The 15,212-nt window shown below is 43.2% G+C and carries 8 protein-coding genes and 1 pseudogene; 2 read left to right on the forward strand and 7 right to left on the reverse strand.

Annotated features, from left to right (window positions below; translation table 11 throughout):
• Positions 1–483 precede the first annotated feature (483 nt).
• From JL57_RS17235 to JL57_RS17245, 3 genes are read right to left on the reverse strand one after another with little or no spacing between them, the layout of a single operon-like run.
• Positions 484–1,659: a MalY/PatB family protein gene (locus tag JL57_RS17235; protein WP_034143248.1), complete on the reverse strand. Its 1,176-nt coding sequence runs from the start codon at positions 1,657–1,659 to the stop codon at positions 484–486.
• Between the two features lie 22 nt (positions 1,660–1,681).
• Positions 1,682–2,143, reverse strand: a complete 462-nt coding sequence (locus JL57_RS17240) for a (2Fe-2S)-binding protein (protein ID WP_034143249.1) — start codon at positions 2,141–2,143, stop codon at positions 1,682–1,684.
• Between the two features lie 32 nt (positions 2,144–2,175).
• A complete protein-coding gene (locus tag JL57_RS17245; protein ID WP_291300217.1) occupies positions 2,176–4,440 on the reverse strand; it encodes a xanthine dehydrogenase family protein molybdopterin-binding subunit in 2,265 nt (754 codons plus the stop codon).
• A 203-nt stretch (positions 4,441–4,643) separates the two neighbouring features.
• On the opposite strand from JL57_RS17245, the gene JL57_RS17250 reads away from it, so the two are divergent.
• The gene (locus JL57_RS17250; protein WP_034143251.1) at positions 4,644–5,324 is read left to right on the forward strand and encodes an AIM24 family protein; all 681 of its coding nucleotides are present in this window, start codon (positions 4,644–4,646) and stop codon (positions 5,322–5,324) included.
• A 315-nt stretch (positions 5,325–5,639) separates the two neighbouring features.
• Here the strand turns inward: JL57_RS17250 and JL57_RS17255 are convergent, their stop codons facing one another.
• From JL57_RS17255 to JL57_RS17270, 4 genes are all read right to left on the reverse strand, one after another.
• A complete protein-coding gene (locus JL57_RS17255) occupies positions 5,640–7,892 on the reverse strand; it encodes a YcdB/YcdC domain-containing protein (RefSeq protein ID WP_034143252.1) in 2,253 nt (750 codons plus the stop codon).
• A 643-nt stretch (positions 7,893–8,535) separates the two neighbouring features.
• Entirely contained in the window at positions 8,536–9,702 is a 1,167-nt protein-coding gene (gene dinB / locus JL57_RS17260) for a DNA polymerase IV (RefSeq protein ID WP_034143253.1), read from the reverse strand.
• 21 nt (positions 9,703–9,723) lie between these two features.
• Positions 9,724–10,035, reverse strand: a complete 312-nt coding sequence (locus tag JL57_RS17265) for a hypothetical protein (protein ID WP_034143254.1) — start codon at positions 10,033–10,035, stop codon at positions 9,724–9,726.
• A gap of 197 nt (positions 10,036–10,232) precedes the next feature.
• On the reverse strand, positions 10,233–14,057 hold the full coding sequence (locus JL57_RS17270) for a phosphoribosylformylglycinamidine synthase (RefSeq protein WP_034143255.1): 3,825 nt from the start codon (positions 14,055–14,057) through the stop codon (positions 10,233–10,235).
• 694 nt (positions 14,058–14,751) lie between these two features.
• Between JL57_RS17270 and JL57_RS17285 the strand changes: the two are divergent.
• Positions 14,752–15,212: pseudogene (locus JL57_RS17285) on the forward strand (Druantia anti-phage system protein DruA); the annotation flags it as partial.

Here is a 15,212-nt window from a genome sequence, read left to right on the forward strand (position 1 = left end):
CCCTGTCGTCTCATTCTTTAATAATGTATTGGAGAATGCCTTCATCGGTGCGTAATTCGTAAATTTACCAGTATTTTTTCAGGGTCTGATTCTATCGTAAGCACGACCTTTGGTGAAAACTATCGCGTTCAGGATTGGTTTTACCGAAGGAGAAATACTCATGCCATGAAGCAGAAAAGTGGAAGGGACGAAACAAACGAGTGTTATTTGTGGTAGTGCACTATCTCATATAAGATCTGTAAGAAACTAAAATTCGTAACAGCCAGCCCCTCAAAAAGGCATACAAAAAAGCCTTAGCATTAAAACAAATGCTTAGGCTTTTTTGTATGCTTTATAAGCTTTTTATAATTTTTTTCTTAAAATTAATGAGCAATCAAATTCTTAAAAAGAAGATGGGGCTATTTATACTAAGGTATCGATATGAATATGATTGGAAGTTTTGATATGAGGGGCGAGGTTTAAATAGATAGCCTAGGAGATGACTTAAGCCAACTCCTGAACGGCAGTTTTAATTCGTCTTAACCCTTCTTCAAGAACCGCACGGGAACAGCCTAAATTAAGTCGAGCAAAGCCTTCACCACCGGGGCCGAATAAATAGCCAGCATTCAAACCAACGCCAGCCTTGTGTACCAAAAATTTATGCAAATCCTTGGGTTCTAGCCCTAAACTCCTAAAATCCAGCCAGACCAAATACGTCCCTTCTGGTTTTATCAACCCTATCTGAGGCAGCTCTCGAGCAAGGAACGACATAAGGAATTCTACATTTCCCTCAAGATAGTGCATCAACTGATTGAGCCATTCCGCGCCCTGCTGATAGGCTACTTCTAAAGCTGTTATGCCAAACACATTAGGATTATGAATCCCTGTCAGGTCCAGAGATGCGAGAAACGCTTGTCGATACTTGGGGTTGGGAATGATCAAGTTCGAGGTTTGTAAACCTGCTAAATTAAAGGTCTTGCTTGGGGCAGTACAAACAATTGATTGTTGCGCCAAATCAGAGGAAAGCGAGGCAAAAGGAATATGACGATAACCCTCAAAAATTAGATCGCCATGAATTTCGTCAGAGATAACCAGTACATCATAAGCTAGACAAAGCTGACCTAAGCGATCAAGTTCATCCCGATCCCAGACACGACCAACAGGATTATGGGGGCTGCAAAGAATCATCATTTTGACTCCGCTGGCAAATTTCTCTTCCAAGTCCGTAAAGTCCATAGTATAGCGACCGTTTTCCAATCTAAGTTGGTTATTAACCACTTCACGACCGTGATTTTTGATCGCTTGAAAAAAAGGTGGATAGACAGGGGATTGAAGGATGATTTTATCACCAGCCTTGGTCAAACTCCGTACCAATTCATTTAAAGCGGGAACAATTCCAGGGCTGAAGGTTATCCACTCTCGTTCGATCAACCAATCATGCCTGTTCTTCATCCAGTCGATCAGAGCCTCGTAATACCCGTCCATACTATTTGAATAACCATATATTCCATGCTGGGCACGGTTTACTAAGGCTTCTACGACTGCTTGAGGCGCTTGAAAGTCCATATCAGCAACCCATAATGGCAAAATGTCCTCGCGCCCAAAGATACGTTGGTTAAAATCCCATTTAACACAACTCGTCTTGTTGCGATCGATAATCTGATCAAAATCACAGTTCATTGTAATTATGCTCCTTACACGATCAATATTTGCCGTCGGCTGCTTCTTTGATTGCTGTGACTATCTTGTTATACCCAGTACAGCGGCATAAATTACCGGCAATAGATATTTTTATTTCTTCATCTGTAGGATTGGGATTTGTCATCAACAGTGCCTTGGCCGACATTAACATTCCCGGTGTGCAATAGCCACATTGAACCGCACCATTCTGAATGAAGGAATGTTGTAGTTTGTCCAATTGTCCATCCTTTTCTAAGGCTTCAATAGTCAGGATTTCTTGACCCCTAATTTGAAGTGCAAGAACTAGGCATGAGTTTACGGCTTTGCCATTCATGATCACAGTACAAGAACCGCACTCACCTTCGCCACACCCTTCTTTTGTCCCTGTTAGACCCAGTTCTTCTCTCAATAAATCGACCAGTCTTAGGGTCGAACTAACTTCCATGTTATACTCTTTTCCGTTGAGTTTAAACTCAATTTGCATCGTATTTCCACCCTTAAATTTAAGTATTGAAGCTACTTTTTCAGAGACGCCAATATTTTTTCTGGAGTAAGTGGCAATTCTGACAGTGAGGTCCCAAGGGCGTTGTTCACTGCATTAACTACTGCCGCAGCGACTGGAACAAAGGCTATTTCCCCAATACTCTTGGCGCCAAAGGGACCTTCATCTCCACCCTCCTCGATCAAAAGCGTTTTGACGGTGGGCATATCGGGAGCATTAAGCAGATGATAGTTCTTAAAACTGCCGTTCAGGATACTGCCATCACGACCAATCCTAAGTTCTTCATATAAAGCGTATCCAATACCCATTTGGACGCCCCCTTGGATCTGTCCTTCAACCATCCCGGGATTTATGGCCTTCCCAATATCATGTGCCGCCAGATAATCGACAATCCTCACTCGTCCTGTTTCAGTATCTACCGCAACCTCGGCAAAATGCGCGGCATAGGCACCTGGATTGGATGTCCCATGATAGGTGTGTGTAACAACGATGTCGATATTATCCTTAATTTTAGCGGTCGTAGCAATTGCGCGATAACTCATCGACTGCGACTCGTTGCCAATTATTTTAACCCTTCCCTGTTCTACTGCTAAGTATTGCTTAGGCTTCTGTAAGTTATGAGCTGCACATTCCAACAGTATCTCTTTCAACCTTTTGGCCACTTCATAAGCGCACGCACCGCAAATATAAGTTACTCTACTGCCATAAGAGCCGAAATCATAGGGACCGTATTCAGTGTCTGCTTCCAGGACGGTTATCTTATCTAGCTCAATATCTAAGACTTCTGCAGTGATCTGCTTGATCGAAGTAATTGTTCCACAACCTAACTCATGAAGACCTGTATTAAGAATAAAACTACCGTCCTCATTCATTTTAAGGGTCATTGTACTATGTTCAGGAAAGCCTCCGTACATACCATTTTTATGAGCAGCACAGGCCAATCCTACTCCCTTGCGAACTCTAGCTTGATTGGGATTGGGTTCCCTATAGTATCGTTTACTCCAGCAAAAGGCGGCAGCACCTTTCTTTAGGCATTCAATCACGTGAGCATTGCCCAGCGAAATATGCGATGCTTTATCGAGGTCATAGGGATGGACAAGATTCTTGAGTCTAAATTCCACAACATCCATTTTCAAGCTTTTGGCTACCGCATCCATATGAATTTCAAGGGCAGTCATTATTTCTGGCGCTCCCCACCCTCGGGCTCCACCGGCAACAGGCGTATTTGTGTAGACTGTCTTACCCGAATGTTCGTAGTAAGGGATTCTATATAACTTACAGATCTTTTTGGACATTGCGTACGTATTGTCGATGGAACTGGTGGCATAGGCTCCGGCATCCACAATGGTATTTACACTACAATCCGCAAGAATCCCTTCCATGGTAACCTTCGTTCTTATTCTGGAGGTCGTGGCAGGTCTAGTCATCGTAGAAATAATAGTTTCTTCCCTGGTTAAGGTCAATTTGACCGGTCGCCTAACCTCCTTAGCCAAAAACGCAGTAATCGGTTCTAAGATGGTTTCTTGTCTTCCGCCGAAAGAACCTCCCATGGGCACTTTAATGACTCTGACTTTGTTATAACTCAATTCTAGCAAATCCGCGACAATAGTTCTAACGCCAAAAGCACCTTGACAAGCTGCCCATAACGTCAACTTTCCAGAACTATCGAAATCTGCCAGACAAACATGCGTTTCCATTGCTGCATGATGCATTTTCTGAGTACTGGTTAAAGTTTCAACAACAACACAATCCTCAGAAAGCAGAACTTGCTCCCCTAGTTTGTATTCATACTTATGGATCAAATTCCCCATAGGATGGATTTTCGTTTCTTGTTCCTGCAGCGCTTTCTCAGGAGTACTTAGTACAGGCAGTGCCTCATACTCCACTTGAATAAGGGCTATAGCCTGCTTAGCAGTTTCCTTACTGGTAGCCACAACAGCTGCAACTCGATCTCCCACAAATCTTACTTTATCCGTTAATAGACGTTCATCCTCTAAGCAAAAATCTTGGTCAGGTATAATTCGATAGCGACTATACGCTTTGCTGGGAGTATTCAAATGTGTGAATACCCCGATAACCCCTGGGAGAGCTTCGGCTTTACTTGTATCAATGCTTGCAATTAGCCCATGGGCAATCGGACTTAAGAGTAGTTTTGCGTATAACATATTTGGCAGCGTCATATCACTTAAATATTTCAAATCTCCACTTACTTTTTGCTGTGCATCATGGATTGGAAAACTCTTCCCAACGTATTTGAAATCCTTGGTCAATACACTCACTCCTCAGCTTTTGAACACTTGTTATCTCAACTAATTTAAATCTTCTGCAGCATGGAACTTAGGTTCTTTGGTAATAGACAAGAACTTATTTCAGCTTATCTCAGTCTCTGGGATGTTGAAATTCTTGTCCTTTTGATATATATTTTAAACTATCATTTGAGTGTGGAGCGGAATAATCACACGAGGAAAAGGAGGCTGCTGAATTGTTCAAATTTAATGTAGAAGAAGAATTAAGCTGCAAGGTTGAAGGTACGGATAAGTTTATTGCTAAAAAAGGGGCAATGGTTGCCTTTAAAGGAAACTTTAAGTTTGATAAGATGTTGCTAGGTCCAGACAATGGGGGAGGAGTTATGGGTTCTCTCTTAGGCATGGCAAAAAGAAAACTAACCGGGGAAGATATTCAACTGATGACAGTCGAAGGTTCGGGTATCATATATTTAGCGCAAAATGCTTATCATGTTTCAGTTTTTGAACTTGAGCCTGGCGATTGCTTATCGGTTGAGAGTGAAAATCTTCTCGCTTTTCCCCTAGAACTTAAATACGATGTCCGCTTTATAGGAAGTGGAGTTTTATCTCAAAAAGGCTTAGCAACAACCGTTCTCAGCAATACCTCAAACCAACCCCAACAAGTTGCCGTAGTAACTGATGGTAACCCACTCATGCTTGAAGCCCCTTGTGTGGTTGATCCTGATGCTATCGTGGCATGGACAAGCGGTCCTAACGGGGGTGGAGATCCAAGTGTGGCCATGAATAACTTTAGCTGGAAAACAGCTATTGGACAAACATCCGGAGAATCCTATCAGTTCCAGTTTAATCAATCTAACCAAATGGTTCTCGTTCAACCCTCGGAAAGATTATCCGGATTAAAGGTTAGGGTCGATTAGCATAATTAAGAGACATCGCTCCCTTATTCTTTTATACTAGTCTAGCCTGCTTTAAATTATAGCATTAATATACCTTCAACGTGTACTGTATAATCTAATGAATTAAATCTACGTTTTCATAACACCCAACTAAGATTGGACCTAGCTATCCAGAGAGAAAATTGATCATTGTACTATTGCAGTTCGACACTATAAATAACCGTAAATAAGGGTAGGTAATTCATGCATTTTGAATTACCTACCCTTATATTGTACTACGTAAGTCTTCTGCTCAATAGTATGAATGCCTATAAACTATAAACTATAAACTATAAACTATTTGCGCCACCCCAAAGCCCTAAAGAGAGCGGTTGCGGCCTCAGCTCGGCTTACTGTTTCCAAGGGAGCCAGCACTTGACCCTCCACTTTGAGTATTCCTGTGCTGCTAGCTAAGGCAAAAAATCCTAAAGCATCCGGGTTAATTTGAGCGGCATCTTGAAACTTAACCTGATAAATATCGTTCAGTTCAGCTAACTTATCTAGTTGAATATAGCGTAACAGGACTTTAACTAAGATTTCTCGAGAAACTGGATCCCCAGGTTGCATTTCCTCTTTCAACCAGCCTTGCTCTTTAGCCTTTTTAAGAATCTCACTCTCCGTCAAGCCCGTATTTCCCCACTGACCAAATCGGTTGAGATACATTGCCCGCAATAGCGACCCCAAATTCATCTTCTCCAGCGGCTTAAAGCTGTTTCCATAGTCACCAAACAATCCCGCTTGCCCGAGGGCCGCAATCTCTGATGCACCGTTAACTCCCTCAAGATCCGTAAAATTATAAGGTTTTGGCCCTTTTTCCAGGGGCAGGCCCTGGTAATCAAGCAGTTCTCCGCTTTTTGCATCTAATATATTGGAAATCGAAATACTACGGTCTTGACTAACTGGAAGATAAACCAAGCGCAAATCCCCTGGCATTCCATTGGAATAGATTCGAACATAGTTCAGAGTCAGAGGACGTGCCTTCAGAAATGATTCTACAGCCTGTTCTTTACTAAGAATTCCAGAAACACTTGACAATTCATGTTCTGACCAGTTGAGTTCATAACTCGTGACCTTACCAGCGACAGGATCTACATTGACAATCATGCCATTATCCGGGAAATCTACCCCATTGACAACTCTGTGGTAAGAGTAAGCCTGTATATTCCATGGCTCCGGACTTATTTTATCCATTTGGTTATTGATTTCAGTGTTTAACACGACTTGACTAAACCGATCGGGCTGTACTTTTTTTAGAAACTCTTCAGCTAGATTCTGAGCTGCTAAGCGGTCAAGTTTTGCCTCAGTCTTCCCGCTCGGTTGATTAGAGATATCAAAACCATACAACTCACCAGTTGTGGCACTGACCCTAGCACTTAGGTATTGAGGTGTGCCATCCCCTTTGTCGGATCCCATGCTGTTCCAGTTAAAGCTCCAAATACGCTTGTCTGCACTACGCCAGTCAGTACCTAGATTTGCGCTACGTAGGGTTAGGTTAGCAGGTATCTCAATCCAGCGCTGTACTGCAGCTATGGCCTCATCCCGTTTAAGCAGCTTAGCAGTGCGTTCCACTTCTAGTTGTTCCTGAGGGGTTAAAACTTGAGCTCCATCTGAGATTGAGCCTGCCCTTTCCTCCTTGGCGTTCCCCATTCCTCCAGTTCCGAATGAATCAGTCATTAGCCAATCTCCCTGATTGAGCTGAAGGGGTTCACCTGTAAAGGCATCGATTGCCCCTCCATTTTGCCCTCTCAATTGGTAGACAAGCTTAGCAACCTGCTTTTGTCCCGCAACTAACGGTCTATAAGAAGACGGTACCCAGTATTCTAATTTAAAAAAAGGTGCCTTAATGAAAGCTTGCTGTGCCTGGGTGGAGTTGATCACGCCCTTACCCTCAGGTGCCTTCACTTCATTCCAGTTGAGATTATAGGAAGTGATGTGCCCATCGGTACTGGACACCTGCACATTGGCCCCATTGCTTAGAAAGGGCACCCCATCAATAAGGCGCTGGTATTGTAAATTATAATTGACAGGACTGTAGTCCAAGGGCATAATCTCTGAATCACTAGGAATAAGTCTTAAGTCCTCGCTAAGCTTGCCCAATAAACGCTTCAGTAAATTATTACTAATTTCTCTGGCAGCCAATTTAGTAATTGGCGGAATTGACGGGCTATTGCCCACTTGAGTGTCATTTTTCCAATAGTTCATACTTATAATATTTCCGTTTATGGCACTAACTTCTGCAGCGAACTCTCCTGGTCGTTCCGCCGTTCCATTCCAACGCAGGGCCCATACTTGGCGATCATCGTAAGTGTTGTATGTAGAGTTAAAGTCGGTATACTCAATGGGCACATCGAAGTTTGATTTAACAATCAGAATAGCCTCTTCGAGGGTGACTTGAGGTATCGCCAAAGTCTCCATAGGTTTTAATAACCTACTTTCTACAGGTTGTGGTAACCCACTTACTCCGGCTATAGCGACGGGAGCAGAAATCATGGGAGCTAGTAAAAAAGCAACAACGATCACGGCAAAGCTAGAATGCCAATTCTTCTTCATAATATTATCTACCTTCCTCTCTTCTATCTTTTTTTCATTAAGTACGCTGCACCTCTTAAAATCTACCCATATCACGCTCCCAACCTGGTTTTATAATTTTTTGCTTGTCTCTTGGCTCATGGATTGTTAATTCACTTTCCATTCCATTCCACCATTCTATTCTATTTCCTACTTAGCTATAGACGCATAATAACTGTGTTTACTGACAAGGAAATTACCGACATCTTTCTACATATTTCGCACTGTTATCTATTTGCAATAGATAACAGCCCTTTAAGTGAACTCGTGCGACTTATGCAGAACATCGAGTCTTCGGTGACGAAAGCTTCCGTTGACGATAGTCTCCAGTGGAGAGTATCGCCGAAGCCGCGATCCCTAAAGAAATGGCTTACCAGCGTAGGATAGAGTATCGCCGAAGCGCACGGCCCTTAACGAATACGATCGCGCTGAGGATTGGTTTCACCGAGCCGCCTATTCTCAAAAGGTACACTTCGCAGCGAAGGGAGAGTCTATCCCCACCGAAGCAGAGTACTGGGAACTAGTCTCACTTGAAGTGGGTCTGACGATTGGAAAAATCTTCTTTTTAAAAATAGGCAATCTGCATTACTTAAAGCAGATTGCCTATACATGTTTTACACAGTAGTCACAGGAGTCGAGCCCTGGTAATAATCTTCTCGCCGTATTTCTCTTTCACTAAATCAAGAACTTTAGTGAGATTTTCACGTTCCTGTTGGGACTCTTCAAACAAAGATAATTGGTTTTCAATCTGATCAGTCAGGTTATGCAGGGTCACGCCAATTAACCTGAGGGGTTGTTTAAGCGATACCTCTCTTAAAAGGCTGCAGGCTTCTTGATAAATCACGTCTTCAAGATCCGTAGCCCGCGGTAAGGTACGAGAACGAGTTAAGGTACGAAAATCGTCGTATCTGACTTTCAAGGTGATCGTTTTACCTCTGAGATTCTCTTTACGCAAGCTCCGACCAACATCAACGGCCAAGTCTAGCAAAGTCGTCTCCAACACCTCGATATCGGCAATATCTGCAGCAAACGTAGTCTCTCGACCGATGGATTTAACCACCCTGTCGCTTTCCACGGGTCGATCGTCAATCCCTTTGGCCAAGTGATAAAGTTGACTTCCCGAAGTTCCAAACAGCCTGGTTAAGTTTCCCAACTCCAAGCGACGCAAATCCCTTACTGTTTTGACATTATAAGAGTGCAATTGCTCCGCAGTCTTTTCTCCGACTCCCCAGATCCGTTCCACTGGCAGTGGGTCAAGAAACTCTTGAATCCTATCTGGTCGAACAACCACGAAACCATCAGGTTTTTTCAAGTCTGAGGCCAGCTTTGCCAAAAACTTATTACAGGCTAAGCCAACTGAAGCTGTTAAGTTTAGTTCCTGCTGGATACGCTGTTTAATAGTTAAAGCAATTGTATCGGCAGGACCAAATAAGCTTGTAGAACCTGTAACGTCCAAAAAGGCTTCATCCAGAGATAGCGGTTCCACCATAGGAGTATACGTCAAGAATATTTGTCGAATTTGCAAGGATACTTCTCGATATTTTTCTCCGTTTACTGGTAAAAAAACGGCAAACGGACAGCGTCGGGCAGCCTCTGCCAGAGGCATTGCTGAGTGTATTCCAAATTTGCGCGCTTCATAAGATGCAGCAGAAACCACACCCCGACTGTTAAGTCTGCCTCCCACCACAACAGGTTTACCCAGTAAGCAATGATCATCGCGCTGCTCGACAGAGGCATAGAACGCATCCATATCTACATGTACTATTTTGCGGTAGTTCGCCCAAACGTCCATTTTTCCCTCAACCCTAGGTGTTTATGATTCTTCCGATTCTTTCATCGGGCAAGAATTCGTTAAATCTATATCGGCAGTTATTTGCTTCCAAGCAGCTTCTTTAATATTAACATTTTCGAGGATGAGAATAAGGTCCGCTCTGCCAAAATAAGCAGGTGCTCCCTGGGGGTCCAAGGTCATGAGAACAATTGGCATTCCTTTAAAGACAGGTAGCAATCCTTTGATAACCATAGAGGCATTAAACGAATTTTGGAATACCGTGGGCTGGACGGAAACAACGGCAATACTTTTTCCTTGTTCTGTTACAATAGCGCTTTCAAAGTTAGTGTTCAAGAAATTCATCTCCTATTTCTAGTCGTTAACTCGTTTTAGTTGAAGCTAAAATCCCTCCACCGCAGCAGATCATGAACTCTCACTTTGAGAAGTGGGAGTTTTTAATATGGATAAAAATCCTCTTGGATTTAGAATTCGACAAGCACTTCCAAAACCCTGCAAACAAAGACCTGCGCAAGGCGCGAGTACTCCGGTATTTAACCTCTGAAATAATTAACTCCGCCAGTAAAAATCGGTTGATACTTATCCCCTGGGACATTTTTGGCTATATCTAGACCAGACCTTTCAGAATGGGCCATTTTACCTAAAATACGTCCATCAGGGCTGGTAATTCCTTCGATCGCTTCGTAAGCACCATTGGGCGTATAAATAACATCATTGCTCGGTTGACCGTCGAGATCGACATATTGAGTAGCAATCTGCCCCTTAGCAATCAACGATTGAATCACAGCTTGATTTGCCACGAACCGTCCTTCTCCGTGTGAGATGGGTACGGTATGAATGTCCCCCAGTTTCACCCCGCTAAACCAAGGGGATAAGACGGAAACGACTTTGGTTTCGACCATACAGGAAACGTGACGTCCGATTTTGTTATACGTGAGGGTGGGAGAATCCTCCGTTAAATCAATAATTTCACCGTTGGGAACGAGACCGAGTTTAATTAACGCTTGAAATCCATTACAAATTCCGAGCATCAACCCATCCCGTTGCTGCATAAGTTCCGCCACCGCTTCGTTAATCCTGGGGTTCCGGAACATGGTAGCAATGAATTTACCCGAACCGTCTGGTTCATCCCCGGCACTGAAGCCTCCTGGAAGCATGACGATTTGAGCCTGTTTTATCTTCTTAACCATCTCTTGGATAGATTCTTCTACATCTGTAGCCGTCAGGTTTCTAATCACCAAAGTTTCAACCAGCCCGCCGGCTTTCTCAAAGGCTTTCGCCGAATCGTATTCACAATTAGTACCTGGAAAAACTGGAATAAAGATTCTTGGTTTAGCCACTTTAGTGGACGGTGCCTGAGTATTCCTCAAGTTGTAGCTCACTTTTTGTGGTTCAGCAACCTTTTCCGTTTCAGTCGGAAAGACTTTTTCCAGGGGCTTTTTCCAAGCCTGTAAAGCATCATCCAGCTCTACTTCGACGCCATTAACTGAAATAACCGGTTTTTCCTGGGTAACTCCCAGCAGCTGATATACTACATCGCCGAATTCCTCTGCTAAATCGACCGTTTCAGCTATTTCCAAGACTATTGAACCATAATCAACCGAAAATAGACTATTAATGTCTATCGGACTATTAAAGGTCATCCCGATCCGATTGCCAAACGACATTTTACTCAGAGCTGCTGCCAATCCTCCCATCCTTACGGTATAGGATGCTAGGACGCAACCGGAATGGATTAACTCGTTAATTTTAGTATAGTTTTTGCTTAGCTGTTCAAAATTTGGAACTTCATGGTCATCCCGAATGGCTTTGACTAAGACAACCTGACTGCTGGACTTTTTAAACTCCTGGGAAACAACCTTATCCGCCTCGATCAGATTGACTGCAAAGGCAACCAAGGTCGGAGGGACGTGCAGATCCATGAATGTTCCAGACATGCTGTCTTTCCCACCTATCGCTGGAATGCCCAGTTTTTTCTGAGCATAAAAAGCCCCTAACAAAGCACTAAAGGGTTTTCCCCATTTTTGTGGGTCAGTTCCTAATCGTTCGAAATACTCCTGTAGGGTAAGTCTAACCTGGCGATAATCCCCACCTAGGGCCACTGTCTTAGTTACCGCATCAACAACGGCATATAAGGCACCATGAAATGGACTCCACGTGGCTAATTGCGGATTATAGCCATAGGTCATCATGGTCGCCGTATTCGTTTCTCCTGATAAAACCGGGAGCTTTGCCACCATACCTTCAGCTGGAGTGACCTGATATTTACCACCTAGGGGCATCAGAACGGAAGACATTCCGATCGTACTGTCAAACCTCTCCACTAACCCCTTTTGGCTACAGACGTTTAAGTCAGCTAGATTAGCCAGCCAAGCCTCTTTTAATAAGGGGCTTTCGCTCGTTTTGTTTTCTAGATTTTCTTCAGCTATTTTTTGTTCCACTGCTTCTGGCAGCTTACTAAAGTAGTCTCGACCAGTCTCAGGCAGAGTGACCTCGACTTTCATCGTCTGCTTAACCCCATTGGTATTGAGAAACTCTCGGCTGAGATCAACAATTGTCTGCCCTCGCCAAGACATTGTCAGTCTAGGATTGGCACTAACCCTAGCCACTAACGTTGCTTCCAAGTTTTCCTCATCAGCATATTTGGCGAAAGTCTCAAAATCATGAGCACGAATAACAACTGCCATGCGCTCCTGAGATTCAGAGATCGCAAGTTCTGTTCCATCAAGACCTTCGTATTTTTTGGGAACTGCATCTAAGTTTATTTCTAAGCCATCCGTTAATTCTCCGATAGCAACTGATACCCCGCCTGCACCAAAATCGTTGCAGCGTTTGATCAGTGTACTTACGTTTGGATTACGGAAAAGTCTTTGAATTTTCCGTTCTGTGGGTGGATTTCCTTTTTGTACTTCCGCACCACAGGTTAGTAGAGACTCTGTGGTGTGCTCTTTAGAAGATCCAGTTGCACCACCACACCCGTCCCTACCCGTTCTCCCGCCGACAAGTACCACAATATCTCCCGGTTCAGGGACTTCGCGTACAACGTTTTTGCGAGGAGCTGCCGCGATCACTGCTCCAATTTCCATGCGTTTGGCTACAAAGCCTTCATCATAGACTTCCGTTACTTGCCCTGTAGCCAGGCCAATTTGATTTCCATAGGAACTATAACCAAAGGCTGCACCCCTTGTGATCTTTCTCTGAGGTAATTTTCCGGGTAGAGTATCCTCTAACTTGGCCCTTGGATCACCACTTCCTGTCACACGCATGGCTTGGTAAACATAGGTACGACCTGACAAGGGATCTCGAATGGCACCCCCTAAACAGGTGGCCGCCCCACCGAAGGGTTCGATTTCCGTAGGATGGTTATGGGTCTCATTTTTAAACATCACTAGCCATTCTTCAGTTTGGCCGTTAATCTCTACATTCACAACAATACTACAGGCATTAATCTCATCGGATTCATCGAGGTCGGGTAATTGACCTCTCTTCTTCAACTCTTTCATCGCCAAGACGCCTATGTCCATGAGGCTGACATCTCTATTTGATGTGTTTTCTCCATAGACATAACCCCGTGATGTGAGATATTCCTGATAAGCCGTGTTCAGTGGCTCAGCAAAATCCCCCTCTGAAAAAGAAACCTCTTCAATCTTGGTATTAAACGTCGTATGCCGACAGTGATCCGACCAATAAGTGTCAATCACTCGGATCTCTGTGATCGTCGGATTTCGTTTTTCGGTATCCCGAAAATAGCCCTGACAAAATGCTAAATCCTCATAGCTCATCGCTAAACCGGCTTTTTGAAAGAACGATCTTAATTCAGTAGGCGTCTTCTCTGAAAAGCCAGCAATAATTTCAACATCTGCTGGAATCACAGGTTCAAAGTCTAAACTCTCAGGTTTTTCTAGAGCGGCTTCCCGTGATTCAACAGGGTTAATGCAATAATCCTTAATTTTCTGGAAATCTTGTTCGGATAATTGACCCATTAAAACGATAAGCTTTGCCAAAGCAATAATAGGCCGCTCTTTCTGAGTTAGGATTTGGACACACTGGGCAGCAGAATCTGCCCGCTGATCATACTGACCGGGCAGATATTCTATAGCAAAAACTCGGTCTTGAGGGGGAACTTCGAAATTTTCGTCATACACCAAATCTAGGGGAGGCTCGGCAAAAATAATCGGGCGGGACTTGGCATACTCCTCTTCCGTAATTCCTGAAATATCATAGCGGTTAATCACTCTTAAGCCTTGCAACCCTGTGATTCCTAAATTTTCTATTAGGTCGCTGTAGATACCCTGGGCTTCAATATCATACCCCGGCTTTTTTTCCACGTAAATTCGTTTTACAGCTTGTGATCCCATATCAGCCTCCATAAGTTACTTATTCCCATGCTTATCTGCATTCTGAAAGTTACCAATAACCCTTCGCGTCCTTAAAATATGTATAAGGCCATAGCACTTTGTCTATGGCCTTGTCGCGCATTTTAATAGTTACTAAGAATTCTTTTATTATGCATAATACCATGATTTTGATCGAAATTAAAGAGTAGTAATAAAAGAATGCTGATTTATAGAGTGCCAAATTTGACAGCACTTTACTCTTTGCCATATAGCATAACCGCTTAACCTATGCCAAGCAAGAAGCTAAAATTGGCGGGAAGGCATCAATCACCCTCTGATCATACTCTCCCATCAAGCAAATCTGAAGCCAATTTCGCTTGAGCAGATAGGAGCTTCGATAGCTTAGATAATAGCCCTCCTTTTCCAGTCTCTTTCCCACCACCTCAGAACTGAGATGTCTTGTAAGTTCAAAGGTTATAACATTAGGGGCCGCATATTCCTCCGCTGCTACTACTTTTATACCAAGTGCGCTTAAACGACCCCTTAATAGCGCTACCAACTTTGCATTAATGGAATAGTCCCTAGTACTACAGCGTGAATTAAAATTATAGACAAAACGGATTTCATGTGCTACATTTAGTAGTGAGGACTCGGTGGGTTATAATAACACATAAAAGGGATAACTCTGTCCTCAAAACTGAAAGGATTAGTTGTCATGAAACCAAAAAACGTTCTTTATTTTATCGATGATAGACCCTTGGTAGAAGAAATACTTGAGATAATAACCTCGCTAAAAATTGAACTTGTCAGTCGCACAGAGCTGGAAGCGCTCTGGAACCATCTCGTAGAATCATATCATTATCTGGGTTATAAAAAAACGATTGGACCACGAGTAAAGTACCTTGTGTAGTTTAATGAACGCCCTATTGCTGCCATCAGTTATAACCAGGCTTCATATAGGCTTGGGGTGAGGGATACATTTATCGACTGGAACCCAGAAGAACGCAAACGATATTTACCCCATGTTTTAAACAATAATCGCTTTCTTATTTTACCGTGGGTGCACGTTAAAAATCTGGCTTCACATATAATAGCTCTATCCATCAAACATCTAAAACATGATTGGCCGATCCTATACGAGATAGAACCCTATCTATTAGAAACCTTTGTAGATCG

The sequence above is a fragment of the Desulfosporosinus sp. BICA1-9 genome, from assembly GCF_000802135.1.

Bases quoted from the DNA above. Each gene is read 5' to 3' on its own strand.
- JL57_RS17255 (WP_034143252.1), bottom strand. From the start codon at position 7,892: ATGAAGAAGAATTGGCATTCTAGCTTTGCCGTGATCGTTGTTGCTTTT.
- dinB (WP_034143253.1), bottom strand. From the start codon at position 9,702: ATGGACGTTTGGGCGAACTACCGCAAAATAGTACATGTAGATATGGAT.
- JL57_RS17240 (WP_034143249.1), bottom strand. From the start codon at position 2,143: ATGCAAATTGAGTTTAAACTCAACGGAAAAGAGTATAACATGGAAGTT.
- JL57_RS17270 (WP_034143255.1), bottom strand. From the start codon at position 14,057: ATGGGATCACAAGCTGTAAAACGAATTTACGTGGAAAAAAAGCCGGGG.
- JL57_RS17235 (WP_034143248.1), bottom strand. From the start codon at position 1,659: ATGAACTGTGATTTTGATCAGATTATCGATCGCAACAAGACGAGTTGT.